The organism is Kordia sp., from assembly GCF_050633145.1.
Taxonomy (GTDB): Bacteria; Bacteroidota; Bacteroidia; order Flavobacteriales; family Flavobacteriaceae; genus Kordia.
Genome location: NZ_JBOEFY010000050.1, coordinates 24394 through 41888 on the forward strand (window position 1 = coordinate 24394; position 17495 = coordinate 41888).

Sequence of the window (17495 nt, forward strand, 5' to 3'; positions counted from 1 at the left end):
GATACAAACGCGCAACATGCCAACGCAGAAAAAATCACGCTTTACACGTTTCTTGATTTGGAGATATAAACATATTTCCAACAAAAATTTCGTGTTCATTTTAAGTGTTTTAGTCGGATTAGGCTCTGGATTGGTTGCAGTTACTATTAAAAACATCACGTTTTGGATTCAGGCATTGCTTGAAAACGGAATTATCTTTTCTAAAAATCAACTGTACTTTATTTTGCCTGTTATCGGGCTTTTTTTAGTCTATGTTTTATTGCGATATGTGTTTAAGAAAGAAACTGAACACGCCATTTCGTCCATTCTGTATGCTTTGTCTAAACGCACAGGAATCATTCCGAATTATAAAATGTATTTGCCATTAATCACAGCGCCATTAACGGTTGGTTTTGGTGGTTCGGTAGGATTGTTAGGTCCGGCAGTGGCTTCAGGTTCAGCAATAAGCTCTAATATTAGCAAGCTGTTTCATATTGATAGCAAAACGAGAATGTTGCTCATTGGTTGTGCGGCAGCTGGTGCTATTTCATCCATCTTTAAATCGCCCATTGCTGCCATTATTTTTTCGATAGAAGTATTTAGTCTCGATTTAACGCTAACCTCTTTAATTCCGTTGTTATTGGCTTCTGTTTCGGCAGTTGTGACTTCGTATTTTTTCTTGGGGAATGAAAACTTGTTCAATTTTACCCTTTCGGAACAATTTCAATTAGGAGACATTCCTTTTTATATTGCACTTGGCGTGGGAACTGCCTTTGCTTCTATTTACTTTACCAAAATGCATTTTGCCATTACAAAACTGTTTGAACGCTTCAAGCAGAAGAAACACAAATTGATTTTTGGCGGATTGACCATTGGAGTCATGCTCTATTTTATTCCTCCATTGTATGGTGAAGGTTTTGGATTTATTACAAATTTATTGGACGGAAAACATATAGAAGCACTTGGAACAACTCCTTTAGACAGTTATACAGAAAATATTTGGGTAGTAATTGTGCTACTCATCGGAATTACCATTTTTAAAGCCATTGCCATGACCACAACTTTTGCTGCTGGTGGTTCGGGCGGAATTTTTATTCCGACAATGGTGATGGGAAGTGCGTTGGGAAATGTGGTTGCAAAAGTGATCAATCAGTTTGGGTTTACTGTTTCAGAGTCCAATTTTACCTTAGTTGGTATGGCAGGATTGATTGCAGGAGTTTTACATGCGCCATTAACTGCCATTTTCTTAATCGCAGAAATTACAGGCGGTTATGATTTGTTTGTTCCGTTGATGCTTACCTGCGCGATTTCGTTTCTCATCACAAAAAACCTATTAAATTATACTATTTATACACGTGAATTGGCTGCTACAGGCGATTTATTAACGCATAATAAAGACGAAACTGTGTTAACTTTGATGGCACTCGATAGTGTAATTGAGAAAAACTTTAGCGTCATTCAGCCACAAATGACTTTGGGAAAAATGTTGCATGAAGCTGTGGCGAAATCGAATCGCAACTTGTTTCCTGTGGTAGATGATGAAGACAATTTGGTAGGCATTATTTTGCTGGATGATATTCGCGAGTTTATGTTTGATACTTCTTTGTACGATTCGCTTCACGTAGACGATATTATGCATCACGCGCCTGATTATATTATTTATGAAACCGATAATATGAAAACCGTGATGAAAAAGTTTCAAGATAGCAGCGCTTGGAATTTGCCTGTATTGAAAGATGAAAAATATTACGGATTCGTTTCAAAATCTAAATTATTAACTGCGTATAGACGAAAGTTGATTACTTTTACACGATAAAATAGAACATTTTTACATGCGATTTATTACAAGTATATTGATAGTATTGGTGTTTTCTTCGTCAATTGTTTTTTCTCAAGAACTAACAACGGTTAATCGAAATGGATTTTCAATAGAATTTCCATCTAATTGGCAAGAAAAAAAAATGCCTGGGAATCTTATTTACATTATGGAATCTAATAATGAATCAGAAGGTTTCATAATAACTATAGGGTTACAAATCACTAAAAATAAGCAAACTTTAGAAGCGTTTACCAAGGAATATGAAAATGATTTGCTGAATAATAATACATATAAAGATTGTAAAATTAAACTAAAAAAAGAGGTGCAATCTGATGATAAAAAAGGAATGCGCTATTTTTGTACTGCAACAGCAGCACATCTTCCAATTGAATTTATAAGCTTTGCTCTTGAATATGATGGAAAAATAATTTTGACAACTGCGACTGCCTTTTGGAGCGATCCTTCTAAAAAAACACAAGATTTTATACAATTATTCAATAAAACTAAAAAGATACTTAGTTCAATCAAAGTAGAATAAACTCCTATTATGAAATACATTCTTATCATCCTTATTGTTGCATTATTGGGCGTTGGAATTTTCGCTTATAATTATGAATTTGCCGAAGAAGACTTCGATCAAAAAGTAATTGGTGTGTGCGTTTTAATATTTTCTTTTATTTGGATGCCGCTCTTTATTTACCATCGATATAAAAACAAAAAAAAGGAAGATTTTATACTTTCAAACGAGAATTTGAAAGAAATGAATGACTTCTCTCGAAAAGAATAACACAAAAAACACAACTCACTTGCGTGGTTTTCCTTGAAAAATAGTAACTTAGTTACCTATTAATTTTATTTTTTATCACAAATGACTGGTACAGTTAAATTTTTCAATGAAGACAAAGGTTTTGGCTTTATTACCAACGACGACACAGGGAAAGACATTTTTGTTCATGTTTCCAATTTAAATGGCTTAGTATTAAACGCAGACGATAACGTATCGTATGAAGAAGAAGAAGGCCGAAAAGGAATGGTTGCAGTACAAGTACAAATTATTGAATAAGTTGTTCAAAAACCCACCATTACAAGCTATGCGCGCAATATTAATTGCGCGTTTTTTTATGGACAGCAATGTCCGTTTAACGTAAATTTTATTCAAACAAAATTTTAAGAATACTTATTGTATTATTTGTAAAATACTGAAATTTACATTCTTACTTTCATTTTCTTTGATCGCACAAAGAAAAGAAACAAAAGAAAGTGCGCTTTTCCAGAGGTATTTTTAATTTTTCTTTTAAGGAAAAAATTAAAACCGCATGAATTTTTCTAAATTTTTTCCAAGGCTTCAAAAATTTTTAACGAAAAATCCCCGCTATACTGCGGAAAAGAAGAAAATCACTGTTGGTTTTTATACCGAGTTCACGTTAGAATAAAAGGTATTTAATTTAAATTTCTCCTTTGAATAAAGAATTGTTTCATTAAAGTTGAAGCTTCTTCTGCTAGTACGCCTCCTTTCATCACAGTTTTTGGATGTAGTTTTGTGTTTAGGTGAATGCAACCGCGTTCTTCATCGCGAGCACCATAGACAATGTTTGATATTTGACTCCAATACAACGCACCTGCACACATTTGGCAAGGTTCTAAAGTGACATATAAGGTGCATCTTTTTAGATATTTTCCACCTAAGAAGTTAGCCGCCGCCGTAATAGCTTGCATTTCAGCATGTGCTGTGACATCATTTAAGGTTTCTGTTAAGTTATGTCCACGTGCAATCACTCTATTGTCAATAACAATGACAGCACCGACAGGAACTTCTCCTTTTTCAAACGCCATTTCCGCTTCTTGTAGCGCTTTTTTCATGAAATAGTTGTCGTCGTAGATGTCTTCGAGTTGCATAGTGTAACTTATTTTTTGGCAAAGCTACGGTTTATCTTTGAAATTGTTTTTGTGCGAACGCGACAATGGAATTTCAGTTTTATCCAATAGAATAATATGATTGTTATTTATCTGCTTGATAAAGTTTGAATTGATTATGTACGAACGATGCGATTGTATGAAATTTGGTGGCAATTCTTCTTTTATCTGACTCAGCTTTCCGCGAACAAAGGCACTTTTGGTATCGTTGGTAAAGATTCTCAAGTAATGATCTTCTGATTTGATGTACATTAAATCTGAGATATAGACTTTGGTTTTGTCTTTGAGAACGATATGGTTTTTAATCACAATACTTTTGAGTTCTTCTATTTTTTCAAGCGTTTCCGATTGTGCGGATTCTAGATTCTTTGATTTGGATTTGTATTTTTTAAAGTAATAAAATAATGCAATAGCGATTAGGGCTATAATGGCTAAGATTGGGAGAACTATACTTAGTATAGTTGTTTGATTCATGATTTCTTTTTCTTGTTTTTTAAGTTTTCGTTGGTATTCTTGGGAGTTATTTTTTTCATATATTTTTCTAATCTCAACTGCTGCAAATTCTTGTTTCTCTTCATTATTAGTAATTGTAAACAATTCTAAATAATAAGATAGGCTATCAACTATTTTTTGTTCTTTATATACCTTGTAAAGGTTACTATATATAGATTTTTTAAATCCAATTTCAATTTCGTTTTGATTATTTTTTAATATTTGATGAAGTAGATCAACAGCTTTTTTATAGTTATTATTCTTATATGTATGATTTGCTAATAATGTAAATGTTCTTTCTTTTCTTTGCTTTGAGTAATACAGATTATTTTGATTATGGTACTCAAGAGCTTGTTTTATATAATCTAATGCTTCATTTAAAGCATCCTTATTTTCTAGTAACAACATACTTTTATAATGTAAGGAGATGCCCATAAAATAACTATTACCTTTTGCTAAAAAAATTAATTTTTCCGATTCTTTTTTTAAATTGGTAAAGTCTTTCTCTGAAAATCTCTTTTCATGTGATTTTAAAGCTCCTTTACTAATTGCTTTCTGTGTCATATTATAAAATTCTTTATAATATTTGCTCCAAAAAATATCTACGTTGTCTCGACTAAATAATCTAATTTCATTTACAAAATGTTTATTCAGATTTTCATCCGTTGGATTTAATAAAAAAAAGTGATTAATTCGACGAAGAGACTCCATTATTAGTTCTTGATGATTATGCCTTTTTGAGATTTCCAATGACTTTTCATAATTACTAAAAGCTTTTATATAATCAATCTTCTCTATTTTTGATTTTCTTAAATAAAAATCTCCTAAAAAATTATAGTAAAGAACACTATCTAGATAGTGTTCTTTACTTTTTGACTTTATACAATCAATATCATTTCTATTAATTTCTCCTGAAATTTGATATCTAAGTTCCAGTTTAAGAATGTCTTTAGATGTTGATTCTGGTAGAGCATTGATTTGTTTATCTATAGAATCTAATTCATATCTTCTAAATTGATCTATAATTTTATAATGATCAATTCTTTTCTGAGCTGAAACAAAACTCAAATTCAAAAAAAATAATATGAGATATAAATTTCTTATCATCCTTTCAATTGGTAGTAAGCTAATGTTTTACATGGATTACCAAATCGATTTACTGTTTCACCATCCAAATCTCTTATATGATAATCAATGAGCGATTTATTTGAATTAATTTCAAAAACTCTATTATAAGTATAATCAATTCCTGTTTTTTCTTCATCTGTACCTTCAATATAAATATAAATCTCTGCTCCATAATCACTATTTTCTGGGAGCTCTATTTCCACTCTTCTTATTTTGTAATACGAAGATCCTTCAGGGAAATTTATATATATTATTTTAAAATCTATTTGTTTAATCTTAAAATTTTCTCCGTTACGTTCTGCTTCGAATCTTCCTAATAGTTGATATCTAAAATCATTTTTAACATCATTATGAAGCAATTGAAAACTTTTGTTATCGGCCAAGTTTAAATTTGTAAATACTAATTTATTTACATCTTCTTGTGTTTCTGGTATAGTAATCATAATTTCATATTTTAAATTTATTAATAATTATTTTGTAAATAAGCTAAAGCCTCTTGAATATTTAAAAGTCTTACTTTGTGAGCAGATTTATCAATTTCGATTAACGTTCCTGATTCAGTTAAGATTTTTTTAATGTCATCAATTGCAAGAGATGAGTTTTTAGACTTTAATAAAGCAATTGCGGAACTTACGAAAGGCGCTGCCATTGAGGTTCCACTTTCTAAAGTGTACTTTGTTGCATCTAGTTTTCTGGCTTTCATTACATGTATATTTTCTCCAGGAGCCCAAATGTCTATCTCATTTCCCCAGTTAGAATCTTCTGCTCTTTCTAGGTCATGAGTAACTGAGCCTACTGTAATTACATGCTCACTATTTTGAGGAAAAATATTAGAAACCTTTTTTCTATCATTCATAGCAGCAAATACAGGAATACAATTCTTCTCTTTTAAAAATAAGAGTACTCGGTCTAATAATTGGACAAGTTTAGGTTGATTCTGTATTTTAGGAATACCCCAGCTACAGTTCACTACGCTTGCTCCCATAAGCCCTGCAAAAACTAATGCTAAGCAAGTTTGTGTAAAACTACTTTTGTGTCCTGGAAAAACTTTTAAGTTTAGTATTTTAAAGGAACTCGGTAAAATTCCAACCCCTTCACTTGATAAAGTGTTTTTTCCTATAATACTACTTACTGCAGTACCATGACCTCTTTTATTATTAGTGCTAGTATCATCATATACATTAAAAAAGTCATTACCATTTGCAGTTGTTAAATTAAATCCATGAGAATTAACTGTTGGATCAAACCAAAGGTTTGGTTTTAATTTTTCGTTAGTATGGTCAACACCTGTATCAGCAACAGCAATAATTTGGTTTTGATTTTCTAATACTCCACTGAAAAATTGATGGCTAAAACCTATCATATCAAAAATTAACTGTCTATATGTACTATTATTAATTGCTCTAAAATCAATAAAAGTTTCTTTTGTATCTGCGAAGTTTACATTAACCTCTTTTACAAAATCTAAACCTTCAATATTTAAAACATTTTTTATTGTTTCTCCAATTCTTGTAGCTCCTTGTATTTCCAAAAAACTAAATCTGTTAGAAATCCTTTCAAATTCTTCAGAATTAAATGCATCCAATTCATTTATTCCTTCATTTTTAAATTTATCCAAAAGAGAAAAATGAGAAAAAGTATATCTACTTTTAATTTTAGAAATTCTTTCTCTTAAAATATCTAAATCCTTAGGATCTTTTGATTCTATTATAAAATTCATTGTAATAAGTTTTTGGTTAACTAATCTGCTCTTGTCGTTGACTTGATAATGGGGAAGGAGCTAATAAACCAGCCAGTACAGCTATAGAAGAAGATGCTACAACCACTAGAACATCTGGAATCTCAATAGACTTTGCTTTTCCAGCAATTATGTGAGGGTCTGCCAATGCAATAACTGCTATATATATAACACTTATAACAAATGCCAAACCAATTATTGATATTATTAAAGCATAAATCCAAGGAATTCTTTTAGGTTCTTGATTTATTTTTTCAAAAAACTCTCTAGGATTATTTTGAATAAATGATAAAACCTCTTCTGAGTTTAAAACTTCGTTTTTTAGGGCCTTTATATGTTTATAATTTGTTTTCATAATTTTCTTTTAATTGATTTTTAATGATAAATTAACAGCATAATACGATTGCTTATTAAATCCATTATTTGGGTTTTCTCCATTCACATAAACCAGACCAACAGAAGAGCTAATATTATCATTTAGTGAAAAAGGTAAGTCTACACCTGTTGTTAAAAAAGTAAAAGAGGAAGTATCTATTCCTGTAGTATTCCAGAGGTTTTGACGATATTGAAGATCAGAATAAATTACTACTGGGTCAAAAACCTTCCAACTAAATTTTAATTGTGAAAAAGAGCGTAGTAAGTTTCCATCTAATTCAGAAATTACACCACTAAAACGATAATCATATTCTAATCCTAAATTTATTAAATAAAAAAAATTCTTTCCTATAAAATTCCAGCCACTTTTATTAGTAGAAGTATTACTAGAATCTTTTTCTTTGTCTCTATAAAAACTTGGCTGATAATTATTAGCTTTTTTCTTGTAATCAAATTCAATTAAGGAAAACGTTATTTTTGTCTGTAAAGCATCAAATTTATTTTCAAAATCTCTCCTTAATCCTCCTGAAAAAGCTAATTCGGGTTTAATTAATTCTCTATCTTTATTTTGTCCTTTTAAGAGATTATCCTTGTATATAAATCCTCCTATTAAATTATTTTGCTCTTCATTAATTAGGGTATTAACATCATATTGCGCATAAAATATAAGTTTTCGTTCCCTATCAACTTTAGGCTCCATAAAATTAAAAGTGTAAATCGCGGCTGCATTCAATAAAACTGATGCTGATTCACCTTTTGGCTTTGTGAACGAGAACAAAGCTCCTCTATTTGTCTCTCCTGAGTTGTTATCTGCTAAATAATCAATAGCTGATTTTCTTAGTTTAAAACCATTTTCTTCTTGAGCATAGCTACTTAAGAAAAATAGACTCGTTATTATAATTAATACTGATTTCATGGTAATTTTGATTTAATCAATTCAACACAATCACTAACTTTTTCACAAGCAATACAATCTGAATTTCTCACCCATGTGCCTCCTCCAAATTTTTCAATAATTCTATTTAAAGGAGCACGCATAAGTTTTTTTGCCATCTGTGACATATTTAAGTCATTTTTTAGATGTGTTTGCAAAGTAATTTTCCCTAAGTCATAATACCTTACCGCAGAAAGATAATTAGCTACTTCCATAAAGAGTTTCTCACTTTCTTGAAATGAGATATTTGCTCCAATATGATTAATCATTGTTCTTACATTTTCATAAGAATCTGTCTCAACAGCTCGATCAAATTCTGTCAATAATTTCAACAAAGCGTAGAAATAATTTTTATCAGTTGTATTCATAATTTCCGTTTTTTAAATTAATAATCTACTTCACAAGCGTTGCAACAGCTTTCCTCAAAACTATCTGATAATCAACCTTAAAAACAAAATTTTGTCGCGAATGACATGAAAAATAACGTGAATGACGCGAATGGTTTTGTAGGAGGATGCTTTCTAATGAAAAAGAATTGACTTTTTGAATATTCCCAAAAATGAATTGAACTTAAAAACAGCTTTTTTTATAACTATTTGTATAAAAATCGTCTCGAATTAAAATCGTAATTTTACCATTCTTAATTCGCCCATGAAAAATATACTTTCACATATTCATTCACCCGTAGATTTACGAAAGCTTCCAAAAGCAGATTTACCACAAGTCGCAAAAGAGCTTCGCAAGTTTATTATTGATATTGTTTCGGTGAAAGAAGGACATTTAGGCGCAAGTTTAGGTGTGGTCGATTTGACAATTGCACTACATTATGTGTTTGATACACCAAATGATTTGCTCGTTTGGGATGTTGGACATCAAGCATACGGACATAAGATTTTAACCGAACGCAAAGATGTTTTTCATACAAACAGAAGAAAAAACGGGATTTCTGGCTTTCCAAAACGTGATGAAAGCATATATGATACGTTTGGTGTTGGACATTCCTCTACAGCGATTTCTGCAGCTTTAGGAATGGCAATCGCATCCAAGTTACAACAGGATTTTACGAAACAACATATTGCAGTCGTTGGAGATGCTTCTATTGCAAGCGGAATGGCGTTTGAAGCCATGAATCATGCAGGTGTAACCGATACAAATGTGTTGATTATTCTGAATGATAACGCTATTGGAATTGATCCAAGTGTGGGTGCATTGAAAATGTATTTGACGAATGTAAAGAAAGGAACACAGAAACAAGATAACATTTTTGAAGCCTTGAATTTTAATTATTCAGGACCAATTGACGGACATGATATTTTTGCCGTTGTTGCCGAATTGGAACGTTTGAAAACGGTAAAAGGTCCGAAGTTTTTGCATGTGATTACTACGAAAGGTAAAGGATTGCAGAAAGCAGAAGAAGATCAAGTGAAATATCATGCGCCAGGGAAGTTTGATAAGCATACTGGCGAATTGAAACCTAAAGATACAGCACATTTGCCACCAAAGTTTCAAGATGTGTTTGGACATACGATTGTAGAACTTGCTAAAGAGAATGAAAAGATTGTGGGAATTACGCCTGCCATGCCTACAGGAAGCTCGTTAAAGTTTATGATGGACGAAATTCCCGAGCGAGCGTTTGATGTTGGTATTGCCGAACAACACGCAGTTACTTTAGCTGCAGGAATGGCAACGCAAAGTTTGATTCCGTTTTGCAATGTGTATTCTACGTTTTTGCAACGCGCATACGATCAGGTGATTCATGATGTGGCATTACAGAATTTACCAGTAATTTTTTGTTTGGATAGAGCTGGTTTGGTTGGCGAAGATGGCGCTACACATCACGGAGTGTTCGATTTGGCGTATTTACGTTGCATACCAAACCTCATCATTTTTGCACCTTTTGATGAGATTGCATTGCGAAATATAATGTACACAGCACAACTTGGTTTAGAACATCCGATTGCGATTCGGTATCCAAGAGGTCGCGGTTCTATTGTAGATTGGAAACGTGCTTTTGAACCAATTGCTATTGGAAAAGGGCGTTGTTTGAAAAAAGGTACTAAAATTGCCGTGTTGAGCATCGGACATATCGGGAATATGGCGAAAACAGTAATTGACGAATTGGATTCTACCAATGAAATCGGATTGTATGATATGCAGTTTGTAAAACCGTTGGATGAAAAATTACTTCATGATATTTTTGATCGATATGAAATCATTGTTACACTTGAAAATGGTGTAATTAATGGCGGATTTGGAAGTGCAATTGCCGAATTTGCTGCAGTACATAATTACAACAACACACTATACCTTCGCGGAATTCCCGATCGTTTTATTGAGCACGGAACTGTTGCAGAATTGTATGAAGAGTGTGGAATTTCTAGAGATGAAATTAAAAAACTGCTACTCTCTTTATCAAGCAACTAACATTGATTTTTAAGTGTTTTTCAACATTAACTTTAGACTTGTATTCGCTCGAAATCATGTATCAAAAAGCATCATAATCTATAAGCATCACGCTAAGCAAAATTGAAGTGAAGTGATCTAATTTCCTAAAATATCCGTTCCTAAATACCCGTTGTCTTTATTATAATACCAAGCGCGTTTTTTTGGCATTTTAACTCCATTAATGACAGCTTCTTCAGTAAGTAAAATATATTCTCCATCATTTTTAGATTCATCCTTATAAAACTGATACACTTCCATTGCATAGGTTTTTGGATCAAAATAAAAGTACCAAGTATCTTTTCCAACACTTTCTGCATAGGTTGCCTTTAGCACTAAATATTCTTTTCCTTTAAAGGTCTTCTTCATCACTTTCGGATCAATTATAGTCCCTTTATCTTCTAACTTCATTGGCAAACCATAGAGATACGTATAATAATTCTTGTATAAATTGGCACGTTCACAACTTAATTTATTTTCTTTAATCACTTCTTCAGAAATATCTGTTTTTCCATTAAATGCAATAGTACAATCGTTTTTTTCAATGGTGTACTCTGTCGTTTTTCCATCTCGAGCAGCTTTTAAATAAAAATATTCCTTTGGCAAATTAATTTTAATCGTACTAACGCGTGGCTCGTTTTTAGGCGTTTCCATCGTTACTTGAAGTGTTCCATTAAATGTTTTCCAATTTCCGTTAGGATCATGATATTGAATAGATTTTTCTAGTAATTGTTGCCCAGTAAGCTCTTGGCTAGTTGCAGTTGTTATATAAATAAAACAGCATAAAATGCTTAAAAAAAATGATTTGTTCATGGGTTGATAAGCTAAAATTAATGAAGTCTAAGATAGCTATTTTTAATCAGATGAAAGAGCTAGATACATAGACTGAAACTTTTGTAAAACAAAAAAACACAGCATGAGCTGTGTTTTTTTAATATGCGTATGGTATTTAAATACTATTCAGTTTTTCCTGAAGTCTCGTCTGTGTCAGTATCTGACTTTTTGCTAGGCTTTGTTTCAGATGTATCTGAAGCTGGTTTTTTAGCTTCAGGTGTTTTTACTTCTTTAGCTTTTGCTTTTGGAGTATCTGAAGCAGACTTCTTAGTTTCAGGTGTTTTAACCTCTTTCGTTTTTGCTTCTGGAGTATCTGAAGCAGGTTTCTTAGCTTCAGATGTTTTTACCTCTTTCGTTTTTGCTTCTGACAACTCTTGATCTGTATTACTTTCTTCAATAGAAATTGTTGCAGGCTTTACAGTAGCATCGTGCGCATCATGATATTCTTCTAAAAGATTCATCGTAGCATTTAATAAATCTTTTGTCTCTAATAACAAACTAAAGTATAGTGTTGTATTCTTTGGACTTGACTCTTCAGTTCTTGTTCGCGCTACTTGCACTTGAATTTTCTGAGATACCAAGTCAAAAACTTGTTTCTTATTTTCTAAAATATCACCAATTTGTTCAAATGAACGTGAGTTAAAGGCAGCATTCATTTCATTAAATAAATTCTCTAATGCCGCATCAACTTGTTTTAACTCTTTAATTTGGTTGAATTTTAATTTCTTGTGATTGTTATTAATGTGCTTATGACTTACTTTAGAAATGTATTCTAATGATTGTGTCATGTCTTGTAAATATCCTAAAATATTAATGTAGAAGTTACTTGCACCAATACTTGATTCGTCAAGGTTCTTAATAAAATAAAAGATATTGTCACGCAACTCGTCAATTTCATCTGAAAGTTTTACAATATTCTTTTTATTCTTCTTAAGCATTGCTAAATCTTGTTTAGCCAATCCGTTAATAGCGTTTGTGTAGATTCTATTACCACGTTTTACAACATTTGCAATATTATCTGCACTTTCGTGAATAACTCCTTGTACAGAACTGCTTTCTGTTTTCTGTAAGTGATCTTCAGCCTTAGCTTCTTTCGATTTTTTATTATAAACAATAGTGCTTCTTACTAATAATCCTATAGCGACAACTAGTAGTATAGGGAACATTACTTCTAAATTCAAGTTTAATAAGAATGCTACCAATCCAGCTGCGATAAATGCACTTAGTGCTGTAAAGAACCAACCACCAATTACGTTTAATACACCTGCAACTCTATACACGGCACTTTCAGCTCCCCAAGCTCTATCAGCTAAAGATGTACCCATAGCAACCATAAAAGTTACATAGGTTGTAGACAGTGGAAGTTTTAAAGAGGTTGCGAAAGAAATTAAAACAGCAGCAACCATAAGGTTTACGGCAGCTCTAACCATATCGAAAGCGGGTAATTCTTCTGTTTTATCTCTTGATAAAGTTACTTCGGGTGTTTCAAACTGTTTCTCTATTTTTTGTTGCCATGATTCAGGTAAAATATAAGAAGTTGTTTTGGACATTGCCATCGCCATTCTAACAAACCCTCTAGATAAAAAGTTAGGCTGAAAACGCTCTTTCGTTTCTCCCTGACTAGATAAATCTAATGATGTTTTTACTACATTTTTAGCTTTGGTAGAAAACCATAATGTAACCACCATTATCAATCCAGCAATTACTAAAAGGAATGTAGGAGTTGTTACTTTTTTACCAATACTATCCATTGGAAACTCAGTTGCCGATAAACCTTGCGTGTTCACCAAAGGATCCATAAAATCGGTATATGCTTGAAATGCTCCAGTTGATGGTCCGATGAAGTTCACTAAATCGTTTCCTGCAAATGCCAATGCTAGTGCAAATGTTCCTACAATGATAATTAGTTTGTAGATATTCATCTTAAAGAAGTTCATCAATGCATAGGATAATAATGACCAGAATACTAAACTTATCCCAACAATTGGAAGTACATATTTTTCAAGAAACCCTCTTAATGTTAAATCAGCTGTATTTCCATCAATTTTTAATAAATCTTTTGTCTTTTCAAGAAATCCTTCCGAGCCTTCTAAAGTCTCATATGTAGTTCCTAAGTATTCATTACCCCATTCAAGAAGATTATTTATTGGAATATTATTTACAGTGTCGACAATAGCTTTTGCATAGGCAGTTCCTTTGATTCCTTTCATAAAAATGAAATAGGTAATAGCAGTTAAGGCAATACCACCAAACAATGCGCCAACCCATTTTGCTTTTTTCTCAAAGTTATAAGATAATATAAGTCTGGATATCCATTGTACAATGGCACCAATGGTAAAAGCGACAAAGACCGAGAGAATAATTCCGAATATAATCCACGTTGCAGTTTCTGTGTTTATATACTTTGTTATGTCTGAAGCAGTTTCCGCATCATTAGCACCAATTTTTATCAATGCTATTGCCACAGAAGCACCTAACAATTCAAATACAATAGAAACGGTTGTTGAAGTAGGTAATCCTATAGAATTAAAGAAATCGAGCAGTAGAATATCTGTAATCATTACTGCCATGAAAATAATCATGATCTCTTCAAACATAAATTCGCCAGGATTGAAAATTCCTTTTCGGGCGACTTCCATCAATCCGCTTGAAAAAATGGCACCGATAGCAACTCCAACACTCGCTACAATCATAAGCGTTCTAAAAGAAATGGCTTTAGAACCAATAGCAGAGTTTAAAAAGTTTACCGCATCATTACTTACTCCTACTACTAAATCGGCAATAGCCAAAATTGCAAGAGCAATAATCATATATAAGTAAATATTCTCCATAAAAAAATATGTTAAAAAATAATATGCAAATATCAGGAGTGTTATTAAAGCAAATGTTACCTTAAGGTTATATCTTTCTAGAAATGAACATCAAATTGCAATCTGCACATTAATTGATCATTACCTTTATTTACAGATAAATAACTAATGTCTGACTGTATTTTTAACTTATGTCCTACTATATATTTTGAAACTCCAAGTGTAAATTGCTCTTCAAGACCTTTTCCTGTAATATTTTTATTAAAATTGATATTTGTGTAGCGTCCAGTCACTTCATAATTACTAGTAAATAAATAACCTGCTTGCAAATTAAGCGCATTTCCAATTTCTACGACATCACCTGTTAAACTGCCATCAGCATTTTTGGCAATAGGATTATCTGCATCTCTACTAGCATATTCTCCCAGAAATGAAAAACCTTTATATTTTAACATAGTATCAATAAAAAAAGTACTAATGTTAGTTTCGTGAAAACCAGTATCTGTTTTCATGTAAGTACCTAGATTACTTCTACTTTTTACTGCATCATTATTAAAATCATAGGTAGCACCAATAGCTACTTTTAAATTTTGTTCTCTTAAAAAGTCAACGCCCGAATAATCTCCATTTTGTTGGAATGTTCCAAAGGGTAATAATTCGATTCTACCTGTATATTGATAACCTCCAAGATTTCCAGTAGTTACATTTCGTCCTTCTCCTTGGGAAAAAGCAAACATTTCACGAACAATAAAACTATTTGAAAGTTTAAAATGATGTCGTAATTGTAATCCAACATCGCGATCAATATTGAAATTGACATTTAAAAGAGAGCGATCTACTAATGATAAGTCTCCTGAAGAGATAACACGTTCCCTGTTTCCTGGCAATTTAGTTTGCCCGACCCAAAGCCAAAAATTCTCATGAAAATTCCATTTTACCAAAGCATCCAAAATATATCTTGGTGTATTATTGGTAAATTCTGACCCTCCAGCAATATCTCTATTAGATAACCCTATCTCAATTTTATATTGAAGTTTTGGAGAAAAGGCAAACCCTTTAAATTTTAAACGTGCTCTACGAACTAAAAAATTGGATTCAGAATTCACAAGGTCTCCATTCTGATCTTCCCATTGAGAAATAGCCAAAAATTGCATTCTAGCGCTAAAATTCATACTAAAAGTGCTGTCTTTTTTTTGGATATTTAAAATACCTTTCCCGAATTCTGGAACACTGATTTCTTGTGCTTTAGATTTGAATACAAAAGTAGAGAAAAATAGAATTAAGAGGACTTTTATTTTGATCATTCAAGAGTTTTTAATAAATCACCGTTTTAGTGTAAAACAACTAAAATTTAATTTAATACTATGGTAAATTGGTTTATTCTATTACGAAAGAAATTCAATCCCATAGTTAAGGTAACATTAATTATCAAAATTTGGTCGTAATAATTTTATATAATTACATTATTGTTAAAATTATCTTGTAGGCTTAAAAGGTAATGAGCTGGCAACAATAACGATTACGATAAAAGAAACAAAAAAACATTTTTTTGTTTGAAAAACGGGAATATTGTATCTAGAATTTGTTCTTGATGGGATTTCTGTTATTTATATAGTATATTGCGAGGAAAATGCTATTTTCTAATGAATTGGGAACAATTACTCTCGCTAAAACGCCACGGAGACACCCATAAGCGATTGCGTAAAGAACAAGATGAGACTCGTTTGGGTTTTGAAGTTGATTATGACAGGGTAATTTTTTCATCTGCTTTCCGAAGCTTGCAAGATAAAACGCAAGTGGTTCCTTTATCCAAAACAGATTTTGTACACACACGACTTACTCATAGTTTAGAAGTGTCAGTAGTTGGGCGAAGTTTGGGAAGAAAAGTTGGGACAAAACTTTTAGAAAAGTATCCACATTTAAAAGAAGTTCATGGATTTCAATTTAATGATTTTGGTGCTATTGTAGCTGCTGCAGCTTTAGCTCATGACATTGGAAATCCGCCGTTTGGTCACTCAGGTGAAAAAGCAATTGGAGAATATTTTAAAATTGGAAACGGCACACAATTTCAATCAAAATTAACTCCAAAAGAATTTCAAGATTTATGTGATTTTGAAGGAAATGCAAACGGATTTAAATTATTAACTGAAAACCGCAAAGGAGTTGATGGAAGCTTACGATTAAGTTATGCAACCTTGGGAGCCTTTATGAAATATCCGAAACAATCGCTGCCAAAAAAACCAACATCACACATTGCAGATAAGAAATATGGAATATTTCAATCGCAAAAAGAAGCATTTTTAGATGTTGCTACCGAACTAGGTTTGCGTGCACATGGAGAAGGAGATGATATTCGTTATGCGAGACATCCATTGACATTTTTGGTAGAAGCTGCCGATGATATTTGTTATACAATTATCGATTTTGAAGATGGAATCAACCTTGGATTAATTCAAGAAGAAAAAGCACTAGAATATTTAATCAATTTAGTGCGAGACACCATTCAAAAAGATAAATATAGCTTATTGCAACATCGTGAAGATCGCTTGAGTTATTTAAGAGCACTATCAATCAACACACTCATAGAAGATGCAGTACGTATTTTCTTGGAGAATGAAGAAGCTATTTGTGCAGGAGAATTTTCTATTGGTTTGATGGAAAAAAGCAAATACAAAGCACAAATAGACGATATTATTAAAATAAGCATCGATAAAATTTATAAAAGCAGTGAAGTCATAGAAAAAGAAATCACAGGATATCATGTATTGCAACACCTACTAGAGACATTTATCACTGCTGCAGAAAACCATCATAACGGTTCGCTTTCCAACTATGATAAGTTAATTTTGAAAGTTTTACCTGAAAATGTAGACTATCAAACAAACCATTTGTATAACCGACTAATGAATATTACAAATTACGTATCTAGATTATCGGATAGTAAAGCAGTAATATTATTCAATAAGCTTACAGCAAAAACCGTATAATTTATTAAAATATTTAGCCTCTTAACCTAATTACTAAATATGT

At 32.0% G+C, this 17495-nt stretch carries 16 protein-coding genes; 6 read left to right on the plus strand and 10 right to left on the minus strand.

From position 1 onward, the window contains the following. Positions 1–16: 16 nt before the first annotated feature. The 4 genes from ACRBBL_RS21205 (at position 17) to ACRBBL_RS21220 (ending at position 2861) form a co-directional block, all read left to right on the plus strand. Positions 17–1795 carry a chloride channel protein gene (locus ACRBBL_RS21205; RefSeq protein WP_431371093.1) on the plus strand — a complete coding sequence of 593 codons (1779 nt, stop codon included), beginning with the start codon at positions 17–19 and terminating at the stop codon, positions 1793–1795. Between the two features lie 16 nt (positions 1796–1811). Then, positions 1812–2336: a PsbP-related protein gene (locus ACRBBL_RS21210; protein ID WP_431371094.1), complete on the plus strand. Its 525-nt coding sequence runs from the start codon at positions 1812–1814 to the stop codon at positions 2334–2336. Positions 2337–2345: 9 nt separating this feature from the next. Beyond that, entirely contained in the window at positions 2346–2585 is a 240-nt protein-coding gene (locus ACRBBL_RS21215) for a hypothetical protein (protein ID WP_431371095.1), read from the plus strand. 81 nt (positions 2586–2666) lie between these two features. Further along, on the plus strand, positions 2667–2861 hold the full coding sequence (locus ACRBBL_RS21220; RefSeq protein WP_431371096.1) for a cold-shock protein: 195 nt from the start codon (positions 2667–2669) through the stop codon (positions 2859–2861). A gap of 377 nt (positions 2862–3238) precedes the next feature. Here the strand turns inward: ACRBBL_RS21220 and ACRBBL_RS21225 are convergent, their stop codons facing one another. Genes ACRBBL_RS21225 through ACRBBL_RS21255 form a run of 7 tightly spaced genes read right to left on the minus strand, consistent with a single transcriptional unit; the run spans position 3239 to position 8747 of the window. Continuing rightward, positions 3239–3694, minus strand: a complete 456-nt coding sequence (locus ACRBBL_RS21225; protein WP_431371097.1) for a nucleoside deaminase — start codon at positions 3692–3694, stop codon at positions 3239–3241. Between the two features lie 24 nt (positions 3695–3718). Next, positions 3719–5311, minus strand: a complete 1593-nt coding sequence (locus ACRBBL_RS21230; protein WP_431371098.1) for a LytTR family transcriptional regulator DNA-binding domain-containing protein — start codon at positions 5309–5311, stop codon at positions 3719–3721. Next, positions 5308–5775, minus strand: coding sequence for a hypothetical protein (locus ACRBBL_RS21235; protein WP_431371099.1), 468 nt, complete (start codon positions 5773–5775; stop codon positions 5308–5310). The genes ACRBBL_RS21230 and ACRBBL_RS21235 overlap by 4 nt, the downstream gene beginning before the upstream one ends. 20 nt (positions 5776–5795) lie before the next feature. Next, a complete protein-coding gene (locus ACRBBL_RS21240; RefSeq protein WP_431371100.1) occupies positions 5796–7052 on the minus strand; it encodes a S8 family peptidase in 1257 nt (418 codons plus the stop codon). Positions 7053–7068: 16 nt separating this feature from the next. Continuing rightward, complete coding sequence (locus ACRBBL_RS21245) at positions 7069–7425, minus strand: hypothetical protein (RefSeq protein ID WP_431371101.1); 357 nt, start codon at positions 7423–7425, stop codon at positions 7069–7071. 9 nt (positions 7426–7434) lie between these two features. Beyond that, positions 7435–8361, minus strand: a complete 927-nt coding sequence (locus ACRBBL_RS21250) for a hypothetical protein (protein WP_431371102.1) — start codon at positions 8359–8361, stop codon at positions 7435–7437. Further along, positions 8358–8747: a hypothetical protein gene (locus ACRBBL_RS21255; RefSeq protein ID WP_431371103.1), complete on the minus strand. Its 390-nt coding sequence runs from the start codon at positions 8745–8747 to the stop codon at positions 8358–8360. Before ACRBBL_RS21255 ends, ACRBBL_RS21250 begins: the two co-directional genes overlap by 4 nt. Positions 8748–9030: 283 nt before the next feature. Between ACRBBL_RS21255 and dxs the strand changes: the two genes are divergently transcribed. Further along, positions 9031–10803: a 1-deoxy-D-xylulose-5-phosphate synthase gene (gene dxs, locus ACRBBL_RS21260; RefSeq protein WP_431371104.1), complete on the plus strand. Its 1773-nt coding sequence runs from the start codon at positions 9031–9033 to the stop codon at positions 10801–10803. A gap of 117 nt (positions 10804–10920) precedes the next feature. Here the strand turns inward: dxs and ACRBBL_RS21265 are convergent, their stop codons facing one another. The 3 genes from ACRBBL_RS21265 to ACRBBL_RS21275 all read right to left on the minus strand — a co-directional run bounded on the left by ACRBBL_RS21265 (position 10921) and on the right by ACRBBL_RS21275 (position 15766). Then, the gene (locus tag ACRBBL_RS21265) at positions 10921–11634 is read right to left on the minus strand and encodes a DUF6503 family protein (RefSeq protein ID WP_431371105.1); all 714 of its coding nucleotides are present in this window, start codon (positions 11632–11634) and stop codon (positions 10921–10923) included. Between the two features lie 143 nt (positions 11635–11777). Beyond that, positions 11778–14486, minus strand: a complete 2709-nt coding sequence (locus ACRBBL_RS21270) for an inorganic phosphate transporter (protein ID WP_431371106.1) — start codon at positions 14484–14486, stop codon at positions 11778–11780. 77 nt (positions 14487–14563) lie between these two features. Continuing rightward, a complete protein-coding gene (locus ACRBBL_RS21275; RefSeq protein ID WP_431371148.1) occupies positions 14564–15766 on the minus strand; it encodes a porin in 1203 nt (400 codons plus the stop codon). A gap of 342 nt (positions 15767–16108) precedes the next feature. On the opposite strand from ACRBBL_RS21275, the gene ACRBBL_RS21280 reads away from it, so the two are divergent. Continuing rightward, positions 16109–17452: a deoxyguanosinetriphosphate triphosphohydrolase gene (locus tag ACRBBL_RS21280; RefSeq protein ID WP_431371107.1), complete on the plus strand. Its 1344-nt coding sequence runs from the start codon at positions 16109–16111 to the stop codon at positions 17450–17452. The last annotated feature ends 43 nt before the right edge of the window (positions 17453–17495 follow it).

Bases quoted from the DNA above. Each gene is read 5' to 3' on its own strand.
- ACRBBL_RS21265 (WP_431371105.1), bottom strand. From the start codon at position 11,634: ATGAACAAATCATTTTTTTTAAGCATTTTATGCTGTTTTATTTATATA.
- ACRBBL_RS21220 (WP_431371096.1), top strand. From the start codon at position 2,667: ATGACTGGTACAGTTAAATTTTTCAATGAAGACAAAGGTTTTGGCTTT.
- dxs (WP_431371104.1), top strand. From the start codon at position 9,031: ATGAAAAATATACTTTCACATATTCATTCACCCGTAGATTTACGAAAG.
- ACRBBL_RS21245 (WP_431371101.1), bottom strand. From the start codon at position 7,425: ATGAAAACAAATTATAAACATATAAAGGCCCTAAAAAACGAAGTTTTA.
- ACRBBL_RS21240 (WP_431371100.1), bottom strand. From the start codon at position 7,052: ATGAATTTTATAATAGAATCAAAAGATCCTAAGGATTTAGATATTTTA.
- ACRBBL_RS21270 (WP_431371106.1), bottom strand. From the start codon at position 14,486: ATGGAGAATATTTACTTATATATGATTATTGCTCTTGCAATTTTGGCT.
- ACRBBL_RS21280 (WP_431371107.1), top strand. From the start codon at position 16,109: ATGAATTGGGAACAATTACTCTCGCTAAAACGCCACGGAGACACCCAT.
- ACRBBL_RS21205 (WP_431371093.1), top strand. From the start codon at position 17: ATGCCAACGCAGAAAAAATCACGCTTTACACGTTTCTTGATTTGGAGA.
- ACRBBL_RS21250 (WP_431371102.1), bottom strand. From the start codon at position 8,361: ATGAAATCAGTATTAATTATAATAACGAGTCTATTTTTCTTAAGTAGC.
- ACRBBL_RS21225 (WP_431371097.1), bottom strand. From the start codon at position 3,694: ATGCAACTCGAAGACATCTACGACGACAACTATTTCATGAAAAAAGCG.
- ACRBBL_RS21230 (WP_431371098.1), bottom strand. From the start codon at position 5,311: ATGATAAGAAATTTATATCTCATATTATTTTTTTTGAATTTGAGTTTT.
- ACRBBL_RS21255 (WP_431371103.1), bottom strand. From the start codon at position 8,747: ATGAATACAACTGATAAAAATTATTTCTACGCTTTGTTGAAATTATTG.
- ACRBBL_RS21235 (WP_431371099.1), bottom strand. From the start codon at position 5,775: ATGATTACTATACCAGAAACACAAGAAGATGTAAATAAATTAGTATTT.
- ACRBBL_RS21215 (WP_431371095.1), top strand. From the start codon at position 2,346: ATGAAATACATTCTTATCATCCTTATTGTTGCATTATTGGGCGTTGGA.
- ACRBBL_RS21210 (WP_431371094.1), top strand. From the start codon at position 1,812: ATGCGATTTATTACAAGTATATTGATAGTATTGGTGTTTTCTTCGTCA.